Annotated in this window: 22 protein-coding genes; 4 read left to right on the plus strand and 18 right to left on the minus strand. The window is 59.6% G+C overall.

Annotated features, from left to right (window positions below; translation table 11 throughout):
• Positions 1-97: 97 nt before the first annotated feature.
• From uriH to CCICO_RS07670, 5 genes are all read right to left on the minus strand, one after another.
• Complete coding sequence (gene uriH, locus CCICO_RS07650; protein WP_018019196.1) at positions 98-1,057, minus strand: uridine-preferring nucleoside hydrolase UriH; 960 nt, start codon at positions 1,055-1,057, stop codon at positions 98-100.
• 58 nt (positions 1,058-1,115) lie between these two features.
• Positions 1,116-1,916: a MetQ/NlpA family ABC transporter substrate-binding protein gene (locus CCICO_RS07655; RefSeq protein ID WP_018019197.1), complete on the minus strand. Its 801-nt coding sequence runs from the start codon at positions 1,914-1,916 to the stop codon at positions 1,116-1,118.
• Between the two features lie 4 nt (positions 1,917-1,920).
• Entirely contained in the window at positions 1,921-2,496 is a 576-nt protein-coding gene (locus CCICO_RS07660) for a 2OG-Fe(II) oxygenase family protein (RefSeq protein WP_018019198.1), read from the minus strand.
• Positions 2,497-2,535: 39 nt separating this feature from the next.
• Positions 2,536-2,970, minus strand: coding sequence for a 2-oxoglutarate and iron-dependent oxygenase domain-containing protein (locus CCICO_RS07665; RefSeq protein ID WP_018019199.1), 435 nt, complete (start codon positions 2,968-2,970; stop codon positions 2,536-2,538).
• 154 nt (positions 2,971-3,124) lie between these two features.
• A complete protein-coding gene (locus CCICO_RS07670) occupies positions 3,125-6,562 on the minus strand; it encodes an exonuclease domain-containing protein (RefSeq protein WP_018019200.1) in 3,438 nt (1,145 codons plus the stop codon).
• A 298-nt stretch (positions 6,563-6,860) separates the two neighbouring features.
• Here CCICO_RS07670 and CCICO_RS07675 point away from each other — a divergent pair, with 298 nt between their 5' ends.
• From CCICO_RS07675 to CCICO_RS07685, 3 genes are all read left to right on the plus strand, one after another.
• Positions 6,861-8,117: an MFS transporter gene (locus CCICO_RS07675; RefSeq protein ID WP_018019201.1), complete on the plus strand. Its 1,257-nt coding sequence runs from the start codon at positions 6,861-6,863 to the stop codon at positions 8,115-8,117.
• Between the two features lie 146 nt (positions 8,118-8,263).
• Positions 8,264-9,736, plus strand: coding sequence for a bifunctional UDP-N-acetylglucosamine diphosphorylase/glucosamine-1-phosphate N-acetyltransferase GlmU (gene glmU, locus CCICO_RS07680; protein WP_018019202.1), 1,473 nt, complete (start codon positions 8,264-8,266; stop codon positions 9,734-9,736).
• A 24-nt stretch (positions 9,737-9,760) separates the two neighbouring features.
• On the plus strand, positions 9,761-10,738 hold the full coding sequence (locus CCICO_RS07685; protein WP_018019203.1) for a ribose-phosphate diphosphokinase: 978 nt from the start codon (positions 9,761-9,763) through the stop codon (positions 10,736-10,738).
• Positions 10,739-10,878: 140 nt separating this feature from the next.
• On the opposite strand, the gene CCICO_RS07690 is transcribed toward CCICO_RS07685, so the two are convergent.
• The 9 genes from CCICO_RS07690 to CCICO_RS07730 all read right to left on the minus strand — a co-directional run bounded on the left by CCICO_RS07690 (position 10,879) and on the right by CCICO_RS07730 (position 18,627).
• Positions 10,879-11,733: an alpha/beta fold hydrolase gene (locus CCICO_RS07690; RefSeq protein WP_018019204.1), complete on the minus strand. Its 855-nt coding sequence runs from the start codon at positions 11,731-11,733 to the stop codon at positions 10,879-10,881.
• A gap of 76 nt (positions 11,734-11,809) precedes the next feature.
• A complete protein-coding gene (locus CCICO_RS07695) occupies positions 11,810-12,226 on the minus strand; it encodes a PaaI family thioesterase (RefSeq protein ID WP_018019205.1) in 417 nt (138 codons plus the stop codon).
• Entirely contained in the window at positions 12,223-12,546 is a 324-nt protein-coding gene (locus CCICO_RS07700; RefSeq protein ID WP_018019206.1) for a GNAT family protein, read from the minus strand. The genes CCICO_RS07695 and CCICO_RS07700 overlap by 4 nt, the downstream gene beginning before the upstream one ends.
• Positions 12,539-14,179, minus strand: a complete 1,641-nt coding sequence (locus tag CCICO_RS07705; protein WP_018019207.1) for an AMP-binding protein — start codon at positions 14,177-14,179, stop codon at positions 12,539-12,541. Before CCICO_RS07705 ends, CCICO_RS07700 begins: the two co-directional genes overlap by 8 nt.
• Positions 14,179-15,009 carry an SDR family NAD(P)-dependent oxidoreductase gene (locus CCICO_RS07710; RefSeq protein WP_026161361.1) on the minus strand — a complete coding sequence of 277 codons (831 nt, stop codon included), beginning with the start codon at positions 15,007-15,009 and terminating at the stop codon, positions 14,179-14,181. The genes CCICO_RS07705 and CCICO_RS07710 overlap by 1 nt, the downstream gene beginning before the upstream one ends.
• Positions 15,010-15,045: 36 nt before the next feature.
• Positions 15,046-15,552, minus strand: a complete 507-nt coding sequence (locus CCICO_RS07715; protein ID WP_083878279.1) for an aromatic-ring-hydroxylating dioxygenase subunit beta — start codon at positions 15,550-15,552, stop codon at positions 15,046-15,048.
• An 82-nt stretch (positions 15,553-15,634) separates the two neighbouring features.
• A complete protein-coding gene (locus CCICO_RS07720; RefSeq protein ID WP_018019210.1) occupies positions 15,635-16,852 on the minus strand; it encodes an NAD(P)/FAD-dependent oxidoreductase in 1,218 nt (405 codons plus the stop codon).
• 54 nt (positions 16,853-16,906) lie between these two features.
• On the minus strand, positions 16,907-17,251 hold the full coding sequence (locus CCICO_RS07725) for a non-heme iron oxygenase ferredoxin subunit (protein WP_018019211.1): 345 nt from the start codon (positions 17,249-17,251) through the stop codon (positions 16,907-16,909).
• A gap of 50 nt (positions 17,252-17,301) precedes the next feature.
• Entirely contained in the window at positions 17,302-18,627 is a 1,326-nt protein-coding gene (locus CCICO_RS07730; protein WP_018019212.1) for an aromatic ring-hydroxylating dioxygenase subunit alpha, read from the minus strand.
• Positions 18,628-19,131: 504 nt separating this feature from the next.
• Between CCICO_RS07730 and CCICO_RS07735 the strand changes: the two genes are divergently transcribed.
• Entirely contained in the window at positions 19,132-19,929 is a 798-nt protein-coding gene (locus tag CCICO_RS07735; RefSeq protein WP_026161362.1) for an IclR family transcriptional regulator, read from the plus strand.
• Between the two features lie 161 nt (positions 19,930-20,090).
• Here the strand turns inward: CCICO_RS07735 and dmpG are convergent, their stop codons facing one another.
• From dmpG to CCICO_RS07755, 4 genes are read right to left on the minus strand one after another with little or no spacing between them, the layout of a single operon-like run.
• Positions 20,091-21,095: a 4-hydroxy-2-oxovalerate aldolase gene (gene dmpG, locus CCICO_RS07740; RefSeq protein ID WP_018019214.1), complete on the minus strand. Its 1,005-nt coding sequence runs from the start codon at positions 21,093-21,095 to the stop codon at positions 20,091-20,093.
• 18 nt (positions 21,096-21,113) lie between these two features.
• Positions 21,114-22,019, minus strand: coding sequence for an acetaldehyde dehydrogenase (acetylating) (locus CCICO_RS07745; RefSeq protein ID WP_018019215.1), 906 nt, complete (start codon positions 22,017-22,019; stop codon positions 21,114-21,116).
• Complete coding sequence (locus CCICO_RS07750; RefSeq protein ID WP_018019216.1) at positions 22,020-22,808, minus strand: 2-keto-4-pentenoate hydratase; 789 nt, start codon at positions 22,806-22,808, stop codon at positions 22,020-22,022. It lies immediately after the preceding gene.
• A gap of 8 nt (positions 22,809-22,816) precedes the next feature.
• Positions 22,817-23,752, minus strand: coding sequence for a 3-carboxyethylcatechol 2,3-dioxygenase (locus tag CCICO_RS07755; protein WP_026161363.1), 936 nt, complete (start codon positions 23,750-23,752; stop codon positions 22,817-22,819).
• Positions 23,753-23,801: the final 49 nt, after the last annotated feature.

Genomic DNA, 23,801 nt, shown 5'->3' on the forward strand with positions numbered 1-23,801 from the left:
CACCCGGCTCTCAGTCTCTTCGCTAGTCGAGGGACCAGGGACCGGGTGTTCGCATGTCACGCCGGCGAGCGTCCACACGCTCTGGCGAGAGCCCAACCTAGAGCTCAGGCTTGTCCTCGACAGCGGCGATTGCCTCGGTAACCAGCTGCCAGAACCGCCCGTGGTCGAGGGTGGTGGCCACCTGGGTGGAGCACTCGGGCCCAGCGGGGCTACGGAAGTCCACCACGGTCATGCCGGTGGTGAGACTTCCCCGCAGTTCCACGTCGATGGGGGCTCGGCGGGTGGCCACACATTCGGGATCGATCAGGTAGGCGATGGTGCAGGGATCGTGCACCGGCGGGTCATCGAAACCTTGGTTCTCGCGGTAGGCCTCGCGGAAGAATCCGCACAGGTCCACCACGAGCTGGGAGCAGTCGGTGCCGAGCTCAGCGATGCTGCGCTCCACTTCACGGGTAGCAAGTGCTTGGTGGGTGAGGTCGAGGCCCACCATGGTCACCGGCCAGCCGGCGTTGAACACGATGTGGGCGGCTTCTGGGTCCACATACACGTTGAATTCTGCCCAGGCGGTGCGGTTGCCGGTGTGGTAGCCGCCTCCCATGAGCACGACTTCTCGGACCTTCTCCACGATGCGCGGCTCCTTGCGCACCGCGAGGGCGATATTGGTTAGCGGGCCGGTGGGCACCAGGGTGATCTCACCGGCGTCGCTGGCCATGATGGTGTCGATGATGAAGTCTACGCCGTGCTTCTGCCCCAGTGGCACGCGCGGCTCGGGCAGGCTGGCCCCATCGAGCCCGGTCTCGCCGTGCACATCGGCAGCCACAGTCAGCGGCCGGACCAGTGGGCGGTCACAGCCGGGGTAGACCACCGTGTCGAGCCGAGCTACGGTGGCCACCGCGCGGGCGTTATGGGTTACCTTCTCGAGGGTTTGGTTTCCGCCGATGGTGGTGATGCCCAGCAGCTCAATGGCGGGATTGCCGCCGGCGAGGATGATGGCCACCGCATCGTCGTGGCCGGGATCGCAGTCCAGAATGATTTTTCGAGGAGTGTGTGCGCTCATAGTTCTTCAGTCTAAAGAGTCACACCACTGGGCGCTGGGACTGTGCCGTAGCCCTGCGCTAGTGCTGGGCGGGAAGCACAGCCCCGTGGTAATTGTTGCGGATAAATTCCGCTACCTCAGGCGACTGTAGTGCCGTGGCGAGGGCTTTCACCTGCGGCGAGTCGGCCACATCCTGCCAAGCCACGAGAATATTGACATAGGGGTTGTTATCTGGATCCTCGCCGGCCAGGCTGTCCTCCTCATAGTTCAGTCCGGCCTCGAGCGCGAAGTTGCCGTTAATCACCGAGACGGCCACATCTTTGTCTTCGAGGGTCTGGGGCAAAAGGCGAGCGTCGACAAGCGTGATTGTGAGATCGCGGGGGTTGGCGGTGATGTCTTCTACCGCGGTCTCGGCGCTGCGCTCGTCGATCTCGATGAGGTTGTTCTCCGCCAGTAGCGATAGTGCGCGCGCACGGTTGACGGGATCGTTCGGGATGGTCACTGTGGCGCCGGCGGGCAGCTGCTCGAGGGAATCGACGCTGGTGGAAAACACCGTGAGCGGCTCAAGGTGCACAGCTGCGACGGAACGCAGACTGTGATCATCGTTTTCCTCGCTCCACTCCTGCAGATAGGGATCGTGCTGGAAGAAGTTGGCGTCCGCATCACCATTGGCGGTCACGTGGTTGGGATCAATGCCTCCCTGGATCACCTTCACATCCAGCTCGACGCCCTCGGCAAGGCCTTCATCGGCAATGTAGTTCAGGATGCGGGCGTGCGGCTCGGGCGAGGCGACGAGGGTGAGCGTGTTCTCCTTGTGTTCGGAGCTACAAGCACTCAGGGCTAGGACACACACTACGGCGGCGGCTAGTCGTTTGAACATGATCTCAGGCTGCTTTCTTGTGCTTATCGACGATCACCGCGAAGTTGTCTGCGATGTGCTGGTGGTATTTCTGCGTCACATCAGGGTGAGCACGCAGGCGCGACTTCAAGGCATTCAACCCGTTGGTGCAGTAGATCTCCTCGCCGTCAAGATCCACCCCTATCTCCTCGGTGCCGGTCTTAAGCTCTGGCGGCAGGGTGATGCGGGGGATTTCGGCGTCGAGCGCTGGGCTGTAGAAGAAAGGAAGCGAAAACCGCTCGGTTCCTGGCAAAGAGGGCAGCACTCGGTGCGGGGTGGCCTTTAAATAACCACCGGTGGCCACGCTCATCAGCTCGCCGATGTTGACGATGAGATAGTCCTCCACTGCTGGCACATTCACCCAGCTGCCGTCTACCAGCACCTGCAAGCCACGCGAATCCTCCTCCACGGTGAGCAGGGTGATGAAACCAGCGTCGTGGTGGGCACCCACCCCCTGGCGAGTGGCGGAGAGATCATGGGCGGGATAGTGCACGATCTTCAGCAGTGAATGCGGGGCCGCGAACGCCTCGGCGAAAGTGTCCTCGCCATGGCCGAGCGCCACCGCCCAAGCGCGCAGCAGCTGCTCTCCTATCTGCTCCAGCTAGGCAAACCAGGCGAGGGCGCGGGTTTTGAGTTCGGGCTGATCCTGCGGCCACTGATTGGGCCCCTGCAGGATCTTCCACGGCTCGGCGGGCACCTTCTCTAATTCAGCGGGCAGCTCTGGACCGATGTCTAGTTGCTCGCGCCAGTCGCGCAAACCTTGGGTGCGCTCCGCGCCGGTGGCGGTGTAGCCGCGATAGTGCGGGGAATGCACCTGAGCGATGCGGCGTTTTGTGGCTGCGGATTGGGAGAAAAAGGCGCGGGCCTCAGCTAAGAGCGCGTCGCGTTCGGCGGGGTCGATGCCGTGGCGGGCCAAATAGAAAAAACCCACCTCGTGGGCGGCCTGTCGCAGCGCATCTAGCTCATCCGCATAACCAGGCGCCGAAGGGCTGCGCAGGCGGGAGAAATCGATGACGGGAATATTCAGAGAAGCCATGCCGCCATCATAGACCCCTCTGTCTATCCAGTCCGCACTATACCCCCACCCTGGCCGCAACTACACCCGCAAGTAGCGCCGCTAGCTGGCCTTTTAATGCAGACCGCTCAGTACGCTCACAGGTGCTGTTCGCACGCTCCTCTCCCAAACGGGTTTAGAGGGCACGGACGAGCTCAGCGAGGGGGTCATCACCGCGATCGCGCAGGCGCCGCACGGTCGTTCGCCGCGGACAGTCGGCGTCTAGCCCAATGGCCAGATTGAGCGCGCCGATCACCGCCGTGGGCTCCACTCCTTCTGCTAGGGCACCCTCGGCGTCGAGAAATTGCTCATCGGCCCCCATGCGGTTGATAAGTTTCACGAGCCCTTCGGCATCCTCCCGCAGCGCTGGCGCCCGAGTGATATCGAAGTTGCTGCCAAAGTGCAGCCAGGCTCGATCGCCTTCTTCTAGTTCGAGATCACGGATGAAACGGGAGATCGTGCCCAGCGCGGCGTTGGTCTTTCCCCACGTGAGGCGCTGCTCGCCGAGGCGGCTGGGAATCAGCACGGATTCGCCATAGGCCACATCATAAAGGGCAAGCACCCCACGATCGACGGCCGTACCGGACCCGCGCACATGATCGTGGTGAATGCTCAGCAGCAGCTGCCATTCGCCATCGCGCAGATACAGCCCGCGAGTCTGCTCCGGCTGGGCATCATTAACCACCGCTTCCTCGCTGCTGCGGTAGCGCACCTGACCATTGTCCAGCACGAAGTCGCCGGTGTCGGCGTAGACGCGCACGGAATTGGGCGAGACCCCATAGCCGGTGGCTTCCTCGATGAGCTCCTGCAGCGCCACCCCGCGGCTGCGCTCGGGATCTTCGGCATTGGCCTGTGCTAGGCGGTTGGCGATGAAATCAGCGATGGTGGTCCACTCCTGCTTGCCCCATTCCCGCAGCGCCCAGGTGCGCCGCCCGCACCGCTGCACCACCTCGGCTGCTGCGAGGGCATTATCAATAGAGTTCATGCTGCGATCAGGCAGCACGGCGTGCAGCTGCTCGGAGGTCATCGGCTCGCCTTCCACCTGCAGCACACCACAGGCCCGGGCCACCACCGATTCGGTGCGGCTCAGCACGTGCTCCTTATAGATCACATAGGGGGTGAGCACCTCGACCCACTCGCGCATCAGTTCCACCTCGGCGCCCGCTGCCTCAGCGAGGGTTTCGAGTGCGATCACCCCGTAGGCATCAGCGGCGCTAGCGATGGCCTCATCCACCGCGTCGATAAATCCTGCACGGCTAAACCACAGGTAATCGGCGGTGTGCTCGCAGTCGGTGAATTCCACGCACTCCACACCCCACGCACCTGGCTCGCCCACCAGCGGCAGAATCCGCAGCAGGTCGGTCTCTATCCCCTCGGGCGCTAGCTCCAGCGCCGGCAGTTCGCGGTAGAGCTCCGTGGCGCGCCGAGCAGCCCCCACCCTCCCGCGCAGCGCGGCTTGAACCAGAGCGCAGGCAGGGCCGATGGCGGCGAGAGAGGCACACAGGTCTCGTTCGAGTTGGCGGACCCTTTCGCGACTGACATCAAAGCGGTCCCCGAGTTCCTGCAGCGTGGCCTCGCCAACGAGACGCTCATCCAGGATCACCCCGAGGCGTTCATCGCTAGCGAGCACCTCGGCGATCTCTGCGCAGGCTGCGCGCACCACCTGTTCTGCACGTTTCGGCAGATCCGCAATCTCCGCGGCAACACTCTCAGGCAGCGCCTCAGTCTGCGTTGTCACCAGCGTTGCAGTGCCGCTGAGCGCCAGCCAGTCCAGTAACGCGGACTGCGAACGCTCCTCTGTGTCAGGCGCTGCGAGTGTCTCGGGGCGCGGCGTGGCGGCCTCGATCCCGGCCGCATCGGCTGTGCCCCCTGCCTCGTATTCATCAAGGGCCAACAGCACGACCTCGCTGATAAGTTTCTGCAGCCGCACCCGCCCAATGCCGGGCAGATCCGCCAGCTGCTGCGCGCTCACCTGCGTCACACCGCTGTCCGGTGGGGTGTTCAGCAGCGACCGGGCGCGGGCCCACATCCGCCCCTCCGGCACCATTGTCGTGCGCAGATAAGGCGAAAGCTCACCTAGGGGCGTGGTGCTGTCGCGCGCGAGCCACGCCTGGACGATACTCAGAGTGTCGCAGCCGCTAAGTGCACCCAGATCCAGCCACGGAAAAACCTCCCCCAGGCTGTGTTTTTGCCGTTCTGCCTCGGAATCTTTTTCCGTTGAGCTTATCGACGCCATCATGGCCGCCAACGCCCGGGCAAAACCCACCTCGTCGATGATCTGCACCCCGAGCTCGCGGGCCTTGGTGGCCTTGCGGGACATGGTGTGCACATCCGCGGCCACCACCAGCCGAGAGGCCCGAATCACCCCGCCTACGCTCAGCCCCGCCTCGCGGGCACGGGCCTCCCAGGTGTCTCTGGGTGTCACCAGCGCGCCGGTGAAGCTCACCCGATCACCCGGCGCGAGAGCGCACACCTCAGCATGCTCGCCGTCGGCTCCGGCGGCGTAGGTGTCCTCGGCGGGCTGGGCGAGCAGCTGATGGAATCGTTCCGTGTCGATCGAGAGCTGCTCGGCGATGCGCTCGAGCCAGCACCGCTCCCGCTCGGCCACCACCCCGTCAGCCCAGGCCTCTACCACCAATTGCGTGAGATAGTGCTCGTGCAGCTCGCTGATGTCCTCGGCTGCCAGCCCTTGGGCTGTGGCCACCCGGTTCAGCTGCTCAAGCTCCTGCGTGCTCAGCCGGCCATCCACCATCGCTTGGGCCAGGGCCGCGCAGTAGCGATCGGAGGCTGCATCCCCGGTGGCTGGCATGGCCGTGATGAGCCGGAAGAGCCAAGCGGACTCGGCCGAGGAGGAGGCGTCGATAAGCGCCTCGCTCCACGCCTGCAGCGGGCCAGAGGCAGCCGACCCGCACAGCCCGTCTTGCCGCGCTAAGCATGCAACCTCGGAGTCAGCCAGTGCGGCCAGCTGCTCGGTGGGGCACATCAAGGGCTCTGCGGTGCTGCGCAGCCGGGGATGCCGGCGCAGCAGCTCAGCCCACAGCTGGGCGGTGGCCACAGCATCGGCAAGCGCGGTGTGGGCAGCACTATTGTTCACCCCAATCGCCGCGATGCACTCGGACAAGGAACGCGGCGCCCCTGGCAGAAGCCGGCGCGAGAGAGCTTGAGTGTCCAACAACCACGTGCCCTGCGGCAGCTCTAGCCCAGCGCGGGCGAACTCGTGCTCGAGGAAACGGCGCTCGAAGGGGGCGTTGTGGGCCACCAGAATCCGCCCCTGTAGCACCTGTGCTAGCCGCTGGGCGATCTGTGCAAAGGTGGGGGCCTTCACCAGATCCGTGGCGGTGATGTGATGAATGTGGGAATTATTAAAGCCACACTCCGGTTGCACCAATGTGCGCCAAAAGCCTTCGGGATGCGCCTGCGCATCGAGTAACACGATGCCGATTTCAAGGATTCTGCTGCTTCTGCTGAATCCGGTGGTCTCGAGGTCGATCACGGCGAAACCCGGCTCAGTGCGGCCGCAGATGTGCTCAAAGGCGGCATGCGTGTTCAGTTCTTTCTGTGTGGATAACAGCAATCATTTTCTCTAGCCCACTTAGTGTAGCGATGCCTGTGTATTTTGTACCGCCTTTTCAGCCTTCTTTCCCACCCCCTACCCTCGCGCCGAAAACCTCGTCGACCAGCGGCGACAGCACACACCACTTAGTACAGCCGCACTTTAAGCAGTGCGGCCTTAATGCCACCGCCTTCTAGGCGCAGGCATAGCATCAAAGAGCTCACCTGCCCAGAGCACAGCTTTATCCAGCCCCAGTGCCGTTTCTATCAGCCCCTTAACGCAGGCCCTCTCGCCTCGTTTCGCTTTCAGGAGTATCACCATGTCCACCCAGCGTCCAGGGTCAATCTCTGGTTCGACTCAGGAAAAGGCCAACGCCCGCCGCCTGATTGCCGCCAATAGCCTGCAAAACGTGGGTGATCAGTTTGTGGCGGCCAAAACGGTGCTGCCGTGGCTGCTCGCCCACGCCGGCACGCCTGGTTTTTTCATCGCCCTTTTGGTGCCGATCCGCGAGTCCGGTTCCATGCTGCCCCAGGCGGCACTCACCCCGTGGGTGATGCGCCATGATCGCCGAGCCGGAATCTGGGTGGCTGGCGCCCTCGGCCAGGCGATCACCGCGGCCATCATCGGACTTGGTGCACTCGTGCTTGAGGGTTGGTGGCTCGGCGTGTGCGTGGTGCTAGCCCTAGCTGGGTTCGCGCTGGCTCGCTCTTTGTGCTCGATTGCTTCGAAGGATGTTCAGGGACGCACCGTGGCCAAGGGGCGACGCGGCCGCATCAACGGCACCTCCACCATGATCGGCGGACTAGTGGCCATCGGTGTAGGCGGCGCTGTGCGGCTGATGCGCGAGCACGCCCCCGATTGGCTGCTGGCGGGTCTGATCTTGCTTGCTGCTGGCCTGTGGCTCATCGGTGCGCTGGTATTTCACCGCATCGAGGAACCGGCCCATGCCGCCGATGACAGCCAACGCCCCACAGGCGGCTGGGTGAAGGACATGCGCACCCTGCTGGGTGGGGATACAGACTTCCGGAACTTTGTGATTCTGCGTTCGCTGCTGCTGGTTTCCTCGCTCTCGCCGGCCTTTATTGTGGCGCTCTCCCAAGAAGCCACCGCCCTGCTCGCGGGATTGGGCTCCTTTCTTGTGGCCTCCGGACTGGCTGCGGTGCTCGGCGGCAGGATCTCGGGAATCTGGTCGGATCGCTCCTCTAAGTCGGTGATGACCATCGGTGCCGCGGTTGCCTCAACGACATTGCTGGCCGTAGTGGCCTGTTATTGGTGGGCCCCCACCGGCTGGCAGCCTTGGCTCTATCCCCTGCTGTTCTTTGTGGTCAGCCTGGCCCACACCGCGATCCGGGTGGCCCGCAAGACCTACATCGTGGACATGGCCGAGGGTGATGTGCGCACCCGCTATGTGGCGGTAGCCAATACCGCCATGGGCTTCATCCTGCTCTTCACCGGCGTGATCTCCGGACTCTTCGCCCACTTCGGCGCCCAGTGGGCACTGGTATTTCTCGCCGCCTTAGGGTTTATCGGCGTGGTCTTCTCCCGCGGTATCGCGGATGTCTCCGCCACCTCCTAAAACACGCCACACCCACCCCACGGGTTCCCACGGGGGCGGCGCCCGAGCCGGCGCTACAGCCTGTGAGTCGCCCCAGTACCGAGGGCGGCTAATGGTAGTTTTAGACCCGTACACGAAACGCGATCGATAAAGAGTCACCTACCTTTATGTCAGATACTTCCCATAATTCCGCCGCCACCGCAGTGATCATGCTCGCTGCAGGGGCCGGCACCCGAATGAAGTCCGCCACCCCGAAGATGCTGCACCCCGTAGCCGGCCGCTCCATGCTGGCCCACGGCCTGCACGCCGCGGCGGGCATTAACCCCAGCCATCTCATCGCAGTCGTCGGCCATGGCCGCGAGCAGGTGGTGCCCGCCATCGAGGCCGAGGCGCCGAGTCTGCCACACTCCCCTGCCGTGCGCACCGCGGTACAGGAGGAGCAAAACGGCACCGGCCACGCCGTAGGCATCGGCCTCGAGGCCCTGCCCGCTGACTTCACCGGCACCGTGGTGGTCACCACATCCGATATCCCGGCGCTTAATGCCGAGACTCTGCAGCAGCTGGTGCTCACGCACACCAGCGCCCCGCAAGCCGCGGTCACCGTGCTCACCACCGCGGTGGATAACCCTCACGGCTACGGCCGCATCATCCGCGACGAGGATGGCCGCGTGACCGAGATCGTGGAGGAAAAAGACGCCACCGATGCCCAGCGGGCTGTCACTGAGGTCAACTCCGCCGTCTACGCCTTCGACGCCGCCCTGTTGCGCGAGGCCCTGACCCAGCTGGATACCAACAACGCCCAGGGCGAGCTGTATCTGACCGACGTGATCAAGATTGCCCGCACCTCGGGCAAGCTGGTGCGCGCCCACAAGCTCGCGGATTCCTACTATGTTTCGGGTGTCAACGACCGAGTGCAGCTGGCCGCGATGAGCAAGGAATTCAACCGCCGCCTCTGCGAAGAGGCCATGCGCGGCGGCGCCACCATCGAGGATCCGGCCACCACCTTCATCGACTGCACCGTGCGCATCGGCCAGGATGTGACCATCCACCCCGGTACCCAGCTCAAGGGCACCACCACCATCGCCGATGGCGCGGAGATCGGCCCAGACACCACGCTCACCAACGTGGAGGTCGGCGAGGGTGCTCAGGTGGTGCGCACCCACGGCTTCGACTCCCGTATCGGTGCCGGCGCCTCGGTGGGACCGTTTACCTACCTACGCCCAGGCACTGATTTGGGCGAGAAGGGCAAGCTCGGCGGTTTCGTGGAGTCTAAGAACGCCACGATCGGCCGCGGCTCGAAGATCCCGCACCTGACCTATATCGGCGACGCTGAAGTGGGCGAAGAGTCCAATATCGGCTGCTCCTCGGTGTTTGTGAACTATGACGGCGTGAGCAAGCACCGCTCCGTGGTGGGCAGCCATGTTCGACTCGGTTCCGACACCATGATTGTGGCCCCAGTGACCATTGGTGACGGCGTGTACTCCGGTGCAGGTACAGTAATTAAAGATGATGTACCTGCAGGTTCGCTCGTAGTCTCAGGCGGCAAGCAGCGCAACATCGAAGGGTGGGTAGAGCGCAAGCGACCGAACACCCCGGCTGCCGACGCCGCAGCTGCCGCCCGAAAGCCCAAGCAAGCATAAGGAAAGGTAAGGCATCGAGAAACGATGACTGGCCAGTGGACAGATAACCAAAAGAACCTCATGGTGTTTTCCGGTCGGGGCAACTCGACCCTCGGCGAGCAGGTGGCGCACGAGCTCGGAACTGAGCTCACCCCTACCACCGCCCGCGACTTCGCCAACGGCGAGATCTTTGTGCGGTTCGAGGAATCCGTGCGCGGCTGCGACGCCTTCGTGATCCAGTCCCACGCCCAGCCGCTGAACAAGCTGCTGATGGAACAGCTGATCATGATCGACGCGCTCAAGCGAGGCTCCGCCAAGCGCATCACCGCGATCCTGCCCTTCTACCCCTACGCGCGCCAGGACAAGAAGCACCGTGGCCGCGAGCCGATCTCCGCCCGCCTGGTGGCCGATCTGCTCAAGACCGCCGGCGCCGACCGCATCGTGTCCGTGGATCTGCACACCGACCAGATCCAGGGTTTCTTCGACGGCCCCGTCGATCACATGCACGCCATGCCGATCCTCACCGACCACATCAAGAGCAACTACGAGCTCGAGAACATCTGCGTGGTCTCCCCCGATGCCGGCCGCGTGAAGACCGCCGAGAAGTGGGCCAACACCCTAGGCGATGCCCCCATGGCTTTCATCCACAAGACCCGCTCCGTGGACGAGGCAAACAAGGTGACCGCCAACCGCGTGGTCGGTGACGTACAGGGCCGCACCTGCGTGCTGCTCGACGACATGATCGATACCGGCGGCACCATCGCCGGCGCAGTGAAGGTGCTTAAGGAGGCAGGTGCCGGCGATGTGATCATCGGCTGCACCCACGGTGTGTTCTCCGACCCGGCCCGCGAGCGCCTCTCCAAGTGCGGCGCCAAGGAAGTCATCACCACCGACACCCTCCCGCAGAACCCCGAGGGCTGGGACAACCTCACCGTGCTGCCCATCGCCCCGCTGCTGGCCAAGACGATCCACGAGATCTTCGAAAACGGTTCGGTGACCACCCTCTTCGAGGGCGAGGCCTAACCGCTTAGGACTCCTTCACCGCCGGCCGCCGTCTCCCCTCTCTGCGAGGCGGCGGCCGCTTCTGCGCTTATCGACGCTAGGAGCGGGTGGTGAACACGAAAAGCCCGCCCTGCGCAGAAGCGCAGAGCGAGCAATCAGAGCTAGAGACGCTCAGAAAGCCATTGCTTAATTACGCGGTTGAACTCATCAGCGCGCTCCACCTGGGACCAGTGACCGCACTGGGAGAAGATATGCACGTCGGCATGAGGGACCACATTCAGCAAATCCCAGGTTCGCGACACCGGAATCACTTTGTCCTGGGTGCCATGAATTAGCAGGACCGGAATATCGAGTTCCGCCAACTTGTCGAAATCGAGGGGTAGCTCATTGCGGTCTCGGTCACGAGCCGCAACAACTTCCTTGAGTCGGTCACTTGCCGTGTCGTTGAGAGCGGAGTTGTAGCGCAAATCCACGAGCTCCTCGGTGATAAGGGTCTTGTCCACCACGAAAAGCTCGAGCGTATCTCGGATACCCTCCCTGGTCAGAGTCGGATTCGAGTGCCCCTTCAATGCACCGGTGAGCTTAGCCCCTCCAGTACCCATGGAGATGATTCCAGCAAGGCGCTCTGGGTGATCGATCGCGAACTGGAAAGCAAGCCACCCACCCAGGGAATTACCGACGATCCAGGTCTTTTCGATACCGAGTGCATCTAGCACGCGAATCGCATGATCGACCCACTGGCGGATTCCATACTCGGTTCCCTCTGCCACCACTGTCTGGCCGTACCCGATGGAATCGATGGCAATGCAACGGCCAAACTCCGCGATCTGGGGCAAGTTGAGCCACCAGTTGGCCGCGGCGGTGACTCCGGTTCCCGATCCGTGCAGGAACAGGATGGGCGTTCCCTCACCCAGTTCGTGGTAGTGCGTGATCTCGCCCGGAGCAGTTTCAAGCCACTTGTCCTCCAGGCCAAAGAAAGGGTCAGTCTTGAAGTCGGGGATGTGTGTCTCAGTCATAGCGCCTACTGTATCCTCCATCACATTTTCAGTTCAGTTACTTGTTCCATTGTGCGGGACGTGGCCCCGTTCCGGATCACTCCCGCGGTCGCGGCACGGAATAGGTGGTAATGAATTTTCCGAGCAGTGTTCCACTGTCACTGGAGTGCACCTCTGTATCTGTCACGATGATTGACTTTCCTGCCCGCACGATTCGGGCAGTAGCAATCGCGTCGCCTGTCTTCGCGTTAGCCACCACGTTAACGGTGGAGGACACAGCCAGCGGAAATACTCCCTCATCCACGTTGTACATCACCAACCATGTGGCAGTGATGTCTGCCAGGCCAAACAGCGCCGGTGCGGCAAACATCCCAGCGGGCTGTGATACCTCTGCCCTCAGAGGCATTCCCACCTTCACGCACTCAGCCGAACCCTCGATTGGGTAAAGACCGAGAGTGATGGCGATGTCATTTACTCGCGAGTAGAACGCGTTCCACTTGTCTTCAAAAGTCATGTCAGCTCCAATGAATCGATATCCGTTGAGTGTTTCTTCACCCGATCAGGCTCAGCAACCATAAGATTCAGTTCCGCCCCGTCTCGCGTTTCGACATCCACCACAAAGTGCATTCCCGCCGATTCGCAGGCGCGCACTCCTTCAAGGTCATCGACATCCACGCCAACAATTACCCGGCGACAGCGTGGATACTCCCTAAACACTCGCTCGATGCAAGCACTCATGCGTTCCGTGGTGCTCAGAGACATCTCGAGGTCGTCGGCACCATAGGGGTAGGTGTGCTTCAATGGAGAACGATCAATGGGGGTGAGGCTAGGCATGAGTATCCTTTCGAATCTCTGCTTCCTCATGAGCGCGTTCGATGGCGAGAACTTCGCGCACATGCTCCCGAATGGCAATCTTGTTCACCTTGCCTGCCGAATTACGATCAATCGTGTCTACCAGCACCAGCTTCTTGGGCAGTTTGTACCGAGCAAGGTGGTGCTCGCAGTGCTCACGCAAGTGCTCAATGGTGAGAGTGGCCCCCTCGTCCAGCTGAACAACCGCCACCACGATTTCCCCCCACTCCGGATCGGGATGGCCGACTACCGTATTTCCTAGTACGCCTTCGGCACCAGCGACTACCCGTTCTACCTCGGCTGGGTAGACATTTTCTCCGCCGGTGATGATGAGGTCTTTGAGCCGATCGACCACATAATAGAAACCATCCTCATCCCGGATACCAATGTCTCCGGAATGAAACCAGCCTGCCGTGTAGGCGGAATTAGTGACCTCGGGGTTGTTCCAGTACCCCGTGGCCACATTCGGACCACGCACCCACATTTCTCCCGAGACACCAGGCTCTTTAACTTCTTCGCCGGTATCAGGGTTCATGAGCTTCACCTCGGTGTAGGGCATTGGAATGCCACAGGAACCAATCTTGGTAGCCGTCATCTCGGGAGGAAGGTAGGTAGCGAAAGGCGACGTCTCCGTGAGCCCCCAGGCCTGTTGGATATTGATTCCTTTCTCCATGTAGCGATGAATCAAAACCGGCGGTACGGGAGCTCCCGCGCAAATGGTGGCGCGCATCGAGCGGAGATTTGAGGAGGCAAAGTTAGGGTGCTTATACATAGCCTCCAGTTGAGCAGGCACAAGAAATGCGGTGGCAACAGAGTATTTCTCGATCTCTTCCAGAACACCCCCCGGGTTGAAATGGCGGTGAATAAGCACAGTATTGCCACGAACGAGAGATCGGATAGAAAAGGAATTCAGCGCACCTACGTGGAACAGCGGAGCGGTAGCGAGAGTGACGTCCCCAGGACGCACATCCACCATCGTGTCAACATTGATCTGATTCCACCACAAATTGCCAAAAGTCAGCTGAGCTCCCTTAGGCAGTCCGGTAGTTCCAGAGGTGAAAAGCAGGAGAGCCAGATCCTTCATGCCCATAGGCCGCACCTTGGGCGCTGGATTCGACTCGCCGGGATCAGGAAAAGTAGACGTCGAATGCCAATAGACAGGGATAGTTTTATCCGGAGGGCTGAGAGAGTCGTCGTCAACAGCCACAACGTGCTGTCTCTCGATTCCATAAACCGTCATGGCTTTGCCCACGTACTCGCCTTCAACTACCACGGTGTGCGGGGTTCCCTGCATCAACAGCTTGGAAACCTCGGGGGCAGATAGGCGGAAGTTGAACGGCATAAAGGTAGCACCCAACCACCAACTTGCGAGCATCGTGTAAAAGAAGCTCACCGAGTTCACACCTATGTAGGCCACGCGATCGCCCTGGCGAACACCTGCCTCATCGAGGTGGAGTACCCACCGCTGCAGAGTGTTATGGAGCTCGCCGTAGGTGATAGTGCGGTTTTCGTAGACTAGCGCCACCGCTTCTGGCTTGTACTGGGCATGTCGCGCAATTTGCGTGACGGGGTTGATGTCTAAAGAGTCCGGATTGTGGACTACTCCATTGATCATCACAAGCAATCGCCTCCTGCGGCTGTGTGGAAGCCGCGCGCGGCAATGCCTCCATCGATCTGGATGACTGAGCCAGTCATGTTAGCTCCGTCAGCAGGATCCGCAAGCATCACGTAAGGCCCCGTGAAGCTACGTGGATCTGTCGAAATGTCATGCAAAGGAATGTAGGGATTTCCGCCTTCTGGGCGGCGATCCATGGTGTCTTTGAAACTACGGCTATCGAGACCAGCAGCCGCGGGACCTCTGAGATCAGTCCGCATGCCGCCAACAGCGACGCCATTCACTCGAACTTTGGGGGCGAGCTCGTGCGCAAATTGAAGCATCAGCCCTCGATCTGCGAATTTTGCCGCGGTGTAGACGGGGCCACCGCCCGCGGGATAGTACGACGCATTCGAGAGGGTCATGATGATAGAGCCTTCCGACTTCACCAGCTCTCTCCACGTCGCTTCAACAGTAAGGAGATAGCCTTTGACGTTGATGCCGAAAACCTCATCGCACACAGATGCAAGCTCGTCACCGTTAAGCCGTGTGACCGAACGGTTGTAATCCCAGATACCCGCGTTGGGAATAACAGTGTCGATCCCTCCAAACATCCGGCAGGTCTCATCGACTGCAGCGTGAAGCTCGTGAGGCGAGCGCACATCGGCACTACAGGCAAGTGCCCGGGATGTCCCAAGCTCTGTCGTCACTGCGTGCGCTCGTTCGAGCGATACGTCCACGACGGAGACATTGGCACCTTCTGCGTGAAATCTTCGTGCTAGGGCCGCCCCTAACCCCGAGCCTGCACCGGTGATGAACAACGTATGACCTTGAAAACGCTGCTGCGTCATAGCGATTCTCTTCCTGTCTTTGAGGGAGCCGACCAGCTAGAAGAAGGTAGATATGTTTTTCGACGTCAAGACATTGATGTCCAACAGAATGCGGCGATCAAAAATCTTGAAGCCTTCACCTGTGGTACGAAGCAGATCTGTGCGAGTTCCAGCGAAGGTGTCCTGTTCTGTTTCCAGTCGAGTGCGCCACACGAGGAAGTTACTTCGTGCTTCGATGACCGGCTCACCGGCAAGATCTGCATGCCGGAAAACAAGGTTGCTAATAAGATGCCTGGTTCGAGACGGTGGGTCTTCGGCCCACGCCATTCCCGAGTCAAACCGGCGGATACGCCACGCTAACGATTCCTTGGTTTCGTCGTAGAATGCCGCTTCGCCATAGGAGGCGACGGATAGTGCTTGTTGCCGACGAAGCCTATTGGACCTGGTGGGCGCCCAGTACAGGAGATCCTCATCGAATCGGTCCAGCCAGTCGGTGTAGCGGCCATCATCTAGAAGGTCCGCCTCGCTGTAGTAAAAACTCTGCAACTCGTAGGCGCGCTCCATACTCACCAGTTCACCGACGACTGCGTCGTCCCTGCGTAGGTAATCAGTCACTGCTCTCTCCTCCCGTTAGTCTTGGGGGCTTTCAGCGCGAAAGCTTCTTAAGGTTCTGGCTGGGGTCTGCAAGCTTGTCCGGATCAGGGCTAATACCGCGGTCAATCATCCGGCGAGCGGCGCGAACTGCCATTGAATCGTCGATCGCTGCGGCTCCCACCACTTGTCCTTGCGCGTTCAATCGGAAAGCCACCGCAGGATGACCATCTCGGTCCTCGCGGACAACCGTGTTTCCTGGGAGGCTCATATCACCCACTCCCTCGACATGTACGCCATAACGATCAGACCAGAACCAGCCGGCACTGTGTTGAGGCAGATCCTTCCCCGTAATCGTGGCCGCCGCGGTCTGCGCGGTGTGCACTGCATTTTCCCAATGCTCATGACGCCGTTCGAGCGCACCGTCACTGCGTCGTGTGCGGGCACAATCACCGATCGCCCAGATCCCTGGCACGCTAGCTCTCTGTTCTTCATCGACGACAATGCCGTTGTCGAAATCCAGCTCTGCCGACCGTGCAAGGGCTTCTTCAGCAGTGATACCTACCGCAACGACAACCACGTCTGCTGCCAATGATGCGTGTCCCTTGATGTTCACCGTGAAGCGATGGTCGCCCTCCTCGTGATATTCAATTGATTCCGTAAGACCATTGATGTAGGCAACCCCATTATCCTCATGCATAGTGTGAAGGCGGGTAGCGATGTCCTCACCCACTGCCGGCACCAGTGCAACCGGAGCCGGATCAATGAGTGTGACCTGAGCTCCCAACTCCAAGGCAGAACCCGCCAATTCAGCTCCGATAAGCCCAGCTCCAACGATGGCCAAATCAATCCCCGGGCCGAGCTTTTCTTTAAGCAGTTCTGCATCCTTCATGGTCCTCAACGAAAAAATCTCAGGATGGTTGAACCCGGGAAGCGGTAGCACACGCGGCACACCACCCGTAGCGATGACAAGGTTGTCGTAGCCCAGGGTGTTCGAGTCCTTAAGCGTGACTTTCTTGTTGGCGCTATCGATGGCGATAGCCTCCGCCTGGATCACCTCCACCCGGTTTTCCTCATACCATTCGGTTGGGGCGAGCAGAAGGTCATCATGGCCCTTCGTGCCCTGCATGATCTCTTTCGACAAGGGCGGTCGATCATAGGGAAGTCCCTCTGGATCAACGATGGTGATCTCACCTTCCCAATCATGTTTGCGTAGTGACTGGGCGAGAGTGAACCCTCCGATTCCGCCTCCGATAATGAGTGTGTGTGCCACGTTTTCAGCTCCTTGATGTGTGGGGCAACGATTCTGTGGATCGGCTTATGATCTCTACTCAGCCGTGGCGGGGGTGCCGGGGTAGATCCAGATCTCTTCCCCGCGCAGCTCAAGCTTGTGGCTGGCTACGTCCTCCGTTGCGGGCATGCACTGCACTGCACCTGTCTTGAGACAAAACTTGGCTGTGTGAATCGGACACTCCACCTCACAGCCCTCGATCCAGCCGTCAGCAAGCGAGGCGTCCTCGTGAGAGCACGTGTCATTGAGCGCGTAGAATTCATCATCCTCGGTACGGAAAACAGCAATGGGCTCCGAGAACCCGGTGACGTCGGTATCTACAACGATGGCCTCTTCCGGCTCGATATCGTCCTTAACTGCGACCTTGACTGCTTCAGACATCGGTGAACCTTTCCGCGTGGTGTAGTTGGTAGTTGTTGTGGAGATCGGGCTTAGTTTTCGTGCCAGGCCGGGGTGTTCATGAGCTCTTTCCAGCGCCGATAGAAACCCCGTCCGGCTGCGTCGGAGTAGAGCTCAGAGGTTGTGCCAGGGAAACCTGCGTTGTGCTTTTCAGTCCCCATACCCATCTGGTAATTCAGTGCGGTTCCCTGAATCATGAAGGCGTGAGCGTTGGCTTGAACCTCGGACCAGTTTTCTCCATCGTCTTGCTCGAAAATCCCGGATGGGCCAAAAGTACGAAGGTTATACAGCCGCTGGGCTTTCTTGACGTCTTCCGGCATGGATTTATCCAGAACTGTCCACGCCCAGACCTCAATCTTGTTAGGACCTTTCGGGTGCCAGACCCTGATCGAACCATTAACCGGAAGATATGAGAAGTTGGGAAAGACATTTCCGTGTCCGTTGGTCATCGGACCTGTGACCTGCTCTGGAGACAATCGGTCTCGCAGAAACTCATAGTCGTAATACTCGTGCACCGGCTGGGCATCGAAGCGATTTTTCGGATGCACGGGGAACCCGGCCCCGTGGCCAGAGTCACTCGTGAATTGCTTGCCAGTTCGCTCAGCAATCGCCTTTTTGGGCCCCTTGCCGGATGGCGACATCACCATCAACGCTGATGCGTGGGACATGTTGACGTGGTACCAGTCTGTGGCGAACTGCTCCGCTGCGAGTTTCCAGTTGCCTTCGAGCACCCACTTGGTCACACCGCCAACAACACAGGTTCCCTCCGGATCACGATCGAGGAACGCGTCGAGGTACCAGGTGAGGTCACCGAGAGCATCCTCGAGTGGTTCCGCGTTTTCGTCCCAATTGGCAAAAATAAGTCCCTTGTAGGACTCCACCCTCGGCGCGGTGACCAGACCCCAGTCGGAGGGATTAAAGGAGGGGTCATAGTCGTCTTTACCAGGAAGATTAACGAGTTCTCCGTCGAGATCGTATGTCCATCCGTGATACGTACACGTGAAGTTTTTTGTGCGGCCGTGGTCTGCACGACATACACGTGCCCCTCGATGCCGACAATTATTGAGCAGAACGCGAATCTCGCGCTTCTTATTCATCGACGCAATGACTGGATCTTCGCCCATGTAGGTCTGGAAGAAATCACCGGGTTTCTGGAACTGATCCTCATGGGCGATAAACAGCCATGAGCGTGCAAAAATGCGTCGCATCTCTTGGCGGTAGATCTCCTCGTCACTGAAGATTCGGCGATCTATCAGTCCATTGTCAGGATCCGCCATTCCGCCAATGTCGGTATTAGTGTCGAGGCCCTGAGGGCGTGTCAGCCCGGCGAGGGGCCTCGGATTCTGCGGAGTTGCCATGTATCCTCCGTCCCTACTTTCCTTGTCCTGTCGTGCCACAGAGCTACAGCCGTGTCTGGAGCGACTTTTACCGGGGGAATAGCACCCCCTCAAAGACCACACTCGAGTTCAAGCTGCTGCCTACTGTGCCGAATCAGCTCGACTCCTCTGTCGCGGCCCCTGCATCAACGCTAGGCGGGGTGGCCAACTACCGCGATCTGGTGCCCTTGTGAGCTGATTCATATATTGTGTGCTCAATTATGTGACTGGAGTCAAAATTTTCTAAAGAGCCCGTTCCACCCTCCGGAACGCCGCCAGGCATGTATGGTCGCACCTGGGAACTATTGCTTTTCACACCACTTCACACAGCACCCCCTTAACGTGGGCATGTGAAGAACAAAATGGCACAAAAACTGAAACTGGAGATGAGGGTTGTGCGGAGCTTCCGGTTGCCCGCATCTCCCACACCATTCACACCACATCGTGCGTGCTCTACGCACCCGCAGCAGGAAGGTCGATCACCCAATGACAGGAGAACAGCCCGCCAAGAACACACGCGGAGCAGTGGACAAAGCGATGAGCCTCCTGCGTTGCTTCAGCACGCATGACGCAATGGGAATCGGCCTGAGTGAACTTGCCCGACGCGCTGACCTATCTAAGACAACGACGCACCGCATTCTCGGAACTCTGGTTGATAATGGGGCACTCGAGCGCTCAGGCGACGTGTATCGGCTTGGGCCGTTGTTCTTTGAGCTCATGACCGAACGGGGCAGCAAACATTCCGAGCTTGTGAGCGAACAGCTCACTCCATATCTCGCCGCCCTTTTCGAGCACACCCGGCATACCGTGCATTTGGCCTATCTCGACAGCACAGAGGTGGTGTATGTGAACAAGCTGTTTTCTGCTCGGCGGGTCGATGCCCCTTCCCGCATCGGAGGTCGTGCCCCGGCACACTGCACCGGTGTAGGAAAAGCAATGTTGGCTTTTGATGAAGGCGCAACTGAGACCGTTATAGCCTCAGGCCTGCGCGGATGGACTCCGTTCACAATCACTGATCAAGCCCAGTTGCGGCGTGAACTTTCCACCATTCGCGATACCGGAATAGCTCACGATCGCCAGGAGATAACCCTGGGACTGAGCTGCGTAGCGGCGCCGATCTTCGGGATTCACAACGTGCCTCAAGCCGCGATGAGCGTCTCGGGACCTTCGGAGACCTTCAATCCAAACCGGGTGCTCCCACCCCTGAAAAAGATCTGCTTATCAGCTTCCCGCGTAGTTCAGCAGTGGCAAAGGAAAAACCGCCCGGAGATTTTCGAAGATTAATTCCTAGAACTAGAACGCACAGGCAAGGGGCTAGAGGCCTGCACAGGCGCAGCGTGAAGTGGCTGACATAAAGAATGCGGCTTCCACCTCGCAAACCTCGGCACGTGCACGTTGCGTTCTGAAGGAAGCCGCATCTAACGGAGTTGCTCTTTGACCCCGGTTTAGCTGGCGCGTTTCAAATCCACAGCCACATCGATGATCATATCCTCCTGGCCGCCTACATAACCACGACGACCAACCTCCGCCAAAATGTCCTGGGTAGGTACGCCGTAGCGCTGAGACGCCCGCTCAGCATGGAGCAGGAAGGAGTTGTACACGCCCATTTGGCCCTGCACGATTGAACCGCGATCCATGCTAGGAAGACGATCCACCAGTGGTTTCAATACGTCTTCGGCAGCGTGCAAGATCTCTTTGGTTTTCACGCCAGTCTCAATACCTAGCCGATCGAAGGCCACAGCAAGTACTTCTGTGGGGGAGTTTCCCGCTCCCGCTCCGAGGCCAGCGAGCGATCCATCAATCTGGCTGGCCCCTGCCCGAACCGCTAGAACAGAGTTAGTGACGCCAAAGGACATATTTTGGTGCCCATGGAAGCCCACCTGGGCATCAGAGCCTATCTCCTCTACAAGAGCACGTACCCGCTCCTCTGCTTCTTCCATGATCATCGCGCCGGCTGAATCCACTACGAAAACGCACTGGCAACCCGCGTCCACCATGATTCGTGCTTGTTCAGCAAGCGCCCGAGGCTCCGAACGGTGAGACAACATGAGAAAGCCGCTCGTTTCCAACCCGAGTGCGCGTGCTTCTTGAAAGTGAGAGATCGATACATCAGCCTCAGTGCAGTGAGTTGCCACACGGATGACATCGACGCCACATCGCTGCGCCTCCTTGATGTCATCTACTCGTCCAACCCCAGGCAGCACGAGTGCGCCGATTTTGGCTTTCTTCGCCTCATCCCTTGCCGCCGCGATGAGGTCAAGCTCGTTGACTTTGGAGAAGCCATAATTGAAGGATGAACCGCCCAGGCCATCGCCGTGGGTTACTTCGATCATGTCCACGTGGGCGTCGTCGAGCGCCCGCACGACCGCGCGTACCTGCTCCTCTGTGTACTGGTGACGTACAGAGTGTGAACCGTCACGCAGCGTGGTGTCATTAATCCGAATGCTCATTGGGTGTCGTGTCCTCTCCTAGATCAGGCTCGCCAGTCGTTCACCGGTAGCCACTGCAGCTGCTGTGATGATGTCCAAGTTGCCCGCGTACTCCGGCAAGTAGTCACCGGCTCCGGTTACTTCCAGCAGCACAGTCACTCGCCCCCATCCATTCCATTCCGGGCGCGCCTCATCGAACTGCGGGGTTGCAGTCACGTGGTAGCCCGGAACGTAGGAGCTGACCCGCTCAACCATGCTCTCAATGGAATCGAGAACCTTCTTCTGCAGTTCCCCCTCCACTGCGGCTTCGGCCGGTAGCGAGCAATAGACGGTGTTGCGCATGTTCATCGGAGGATCAACTGGGTTCAGCACGATGATGGCCTTTCCCCGCCGCGCTCCACCTACCTTCTCCAGTGCGGTGGCAGTGGTCTCCACAAACTCGTCAATATTGGCCCGGGTGCCTGGGCCAGCGGATCGTGATGAAATCGACGCAACGATTTCTGCATATTCCACGTCGACCACACTCGATACTGCGGAAACGATGGGCACTGTCGCCTGACCACCGCACGTAATCATGTTGACATTATCTAGGTCTTTGAGGTCATCTAGGTTCACGCTGGGGGAGAAATAGGGCCCCACAGCCGCCGGCGTGAGATCGATCGCCCGAATACCAGCGTCACGGTAGAGCGGCGCGTTTGCGAGGTGAGCGCTCGCGGAGGTGGCTTCGAAGACAATATCCGGTTTTGGTTCCTGCCGAACTAGCCATTCAACGCCTTCAGCCGAAGTGATAAGACCCTTGTCTTTAGCCTTCCTCAAACCTTCTGATTGCGGATCTACTCCAACCATGTACATCGGCTCGATTACCTTAGATTTCAGGAGCTTGTACATGAGGTCAGTGCCGATATTGCCTGGGCCGACGATAGCCGCTGTGATCTTATTGCTCATTTACTTGTGTCCTTTACTAAAAGTGGCCGTCAACGTTCCGTATGTTCCGTAGTCCACATACACGTTTTCTCCGGCGCGCACTGCCGCGGCGCCGCAGAAGCTTCCTGTGAGGATGATTTCCCCTGCTTTCAGTGGAGTGCCCTGCTCTGCAAGCACCCCGGCTAGCCACACCAGCGGCGTCAAAGGGTGTCCCATCACAGCAGCACCCGTACCGACATGTGGTTCGCCATCCCCGACCGTCATCACAGCTTCGACCTCTGGTAGTTGGTCCACAGCAACATCGATAGGCTGAGAGCTGAGAATGACTGCGGCACACGAGGCGTTATCCGCCACCGTATCGACCAGACGGATGTCCCAATCCCGGACACGTGAGTCGATAATTTCGACTGCGAGATATACCTCGTCAACGGCCTCCACCACATCGTCGAAGGTGGTATCCGCTCCCAGATCACGGTTGATTATGAAGGCCAGCTCAGGCTCCACCTTGGGGGCGATGAACCGAGACACGTCGATGTGGTCCCCATCTCGGTACAGCTGTTGATCACTAAAGAATCCAAAATCCGGACTATCCACGCCAAGTTGTTGCTGCATAGCGACCGACGTAAGCCCAATTTTGCGACCGATGATGCTCCGTCCTGCGTCTTTGAGTGCTTTTTCTTGCCACTGCTGAATGGCATAGGCACCTTCTAGATCCAGACCAGCGATCGTGTTTCGCGGCGGCTCAATAGGCACTTTGGTGTCGTAGGCGCGAAGTAAATCAGCCGCTACCCTGTGCTTCTCATCATTCATTTTCGTGCCTATCCTTTCGCCATGATCCCGAAGCCGGCAATGAACTCTTTGATCGGCCTGTAGTACTGGTAGCGAACTTCTGCATCGGGATGTGCTGCTGCAAGTGCCGAAAATGCCGCCACCCAAGTGCGCACTTCATGCGAGGAGTGTCCAGCCTGCTGGTCCATCTCATCCGCGGTGTAGCTGTCAAAGCCTGCTGGATCGTTGGAAGCACAGACTTCCATGAAAGCCGCATCCCACTCCGGGTTGAGGTCCTGAATCGGGGCTTCTCCTTTTGCAAAAGCGACGGCATTGTTGATGACATTTTGCTCGCGAGCCTGCCGAGCCTCTTCTGTCGGATGACGGCCGTTAAGCAGCAACGCCTTTTGCTCCTCTGTAGCCGTGGCCCACTGCGGTACCGGCGGGTCGTGAGACAGCCCGCCCGACGCCATGAACAGCACGCGCTCGTCACGCTGAGCGAAGAAGCGACCCACTGCCTCCCCCATAGCTCGCACACGCTTCATGGAAACGAAGGGGCGTGCCACTCCATTAACGAAAATCGGGATAACGGGAGTGCCTTCGATGTCTCCGTATATGACTTCGAGCGGCTGCACTCCCCCGTGATCGATCTCCATGCGACGAGAGATAGCCACATCAATGTCCTGAGAAATGATGAACTGAGCTAGTTCCTCTGCTAGTTCGGTAGGCACGTTGAGCTGCCCGACCTGGCCTCCCCAGTCTCCCACGCTGACGCACTCGTAGCCCACGCAGTAGGGCGGCATCAGATCATAGAAAAATCCGTTGTAATGATCGGGCCAGAAAAGCACGACCAGATCTGGGTTGTAGGACTTCACGAACTCTCTAGCATGATCGAAAGCGCCGTGGAGCTCGTCGAGCACGTTCCTGGGCGGCTCGAGAACGTTGAGCAATGGACTGTGCGACATCGCAAGTAACTGAGCAGGCATGCTTCTTGCACTCCCCTTTCCTATTAACGTCCTTACGTTTCTGACCACA

Origin of the sequence: Corynebacterium ciconiae DSM 44920 (assembly GCF_030440575.1) — a bacterium.
Taxonomy (GTDB): Bacteria; Actinomycetota; Actinomycetes; order Mycobacteriales; family Mycobacteriaceae; genus Corynebacterium; species Corynebacterium ciconiae.

What these genes read in the sequence shown, in the direction of transcription:
- glmU (WP_018019202.1), top strand. Translation starts at nt 8,264, where the DNA reads ATGTCAGATACTTCCCATAATTCCGCCGCCACCGCAGTGATCATGCTC.
- CCICO_RS07700 (WP_018019206.1), bottom strand. Translation starts at nt 12,546, where the DNA reads ATGCCTAGCCTCACCCCCATTGATCGTTCTCCATTGAAGCACACCTAC.
- CCICO_RS07715 (WP_083878279.1), bottom strand. Translation starts at nt 15,552, where the DNA reads ATGGAGCGCGCCTACGAGTTGCAGAGTTTTTACTACAGCGAGGCGGAC.
- CCICO_RS07750 (WP_018019216.1), bottom strand. Translation starts at nt 22,808, where the DNA reads ATGAATGATGAGAAGCACAGGGTAGCGGCTGATTTACTTCGCGCCTAC.
- CCICO_RS07745 (WP_018019215.1), bottom strand. Translation starts at nt 22,019, where the DNA reads ATGAGCAATAAGATCACAGCGGCTATCGTCGGCCCAGGCAATATCGGC.
- CCICO_RS07735 (WP_026161362.1), top strand. Translation starts at nt 19,132, where the DNA reads ATGACAGGAGAACAGCCCGCCAAGAACACACGCGGAGCAGTGGACAAA.
- dmpG (WP_018019214.1), bottom strand. Translation starts at nt 21,095, where the DNA reads ATGAGCATTCGGATTAATGACACCACGCTGCGTGACGGTTCACACTCT.
- CCICO_RS07710 (WP_026161361.1), bottom strand. Translation starts at nt 15,009, where the DNA reads ATGACGCAGCAGCGTTTTCAAGGTCATACGTTGTTCATCACCGGTGCA.
- CCICO_RS07705 (WP_018019207.1), bottom strand. Translation starts at nt 14,179, where the DNA reads ATGATCAATGGAGTAGTCCACAATCCGGACTCTTTAGACATCAACCCC.
- CCICO_RS07665 (WP_018019199.1), bottom strand. Translation starts at nt 2,970, where the DNA reads ATGGCTTCTCTGAATATTCCCGTCATCGATTTCTCCCGCCTGCGCAGC.
- CCICO_RS07755 (WP_026161363.1), bottom strand. Translation starts at nt 23,752, where the DNA reads ATGCCTGCTCAGTTACTTGCGATGTCGCACAGTCCATTGCTCAACGTT.
- CCICO_RS07725 (WP_018019211.1), bottom strand. Translation starts at nt 17,251, where the DNA reads ATGTCTGAAGCAGTCAAGGTCGCAGTTAAGGACGATATCGAGCCGGAA.
- CCICO_RS07655 (WP_018019197.1), bottom strand. Translation starts at nt 1,916, where the DNA reads ATGTTCAAACGACTAGCCGCCGCCGTAGTGTGTGTCCTAGCCCTGAGT.
- CCICO_RS07685 (WP_018019203.1), top strand. Translation starts at nt 9,761, where the DNA reads ATGACTGGCCAGTGGACAGATAACCAAAAGAACCTCATGGTGTTTTCC.
- CCICO_RS07695 (WP_018019205.1), bottom strand. Translation starts at nt 12,226, where the DNA reads ATGACTTTTGAAGACAAGTGGAACGCGTTCTACTCGCGAGTAAATGAC.
- CCICO_RS07730 (WP_018019212.1), bottom strand. Translation starts at nt 18,627, where the DNA reads ATGGCAACTCCGCAGAATCCGAGGCCCCTCGCCGGGCTGACACGCCCT.
- CCICO_RS07675 (WP_018019201.1), top strand. Translation starts at nt 6,861, where the DNA reads ATGTCCACCCAGCGTCCAGGGTCAATCTCTGGTTCGACTCAGGAAAAG.
- CCICO_RS07690 (WP_018019204.1), bottom strand. Translation starts at nt 11,733, where the DNA reads ATGACTGAGACACACATCCCCGACTTCAAGACTGACCCTTTCTTTGGC.
- uriH (WP_018019196.1), bottom strand. Translation starts at nt 1,057, where the DNA reads ATGAGCGCACACACTCCTCGAAAAATCATTCTGGACTGCGATCCCGGC.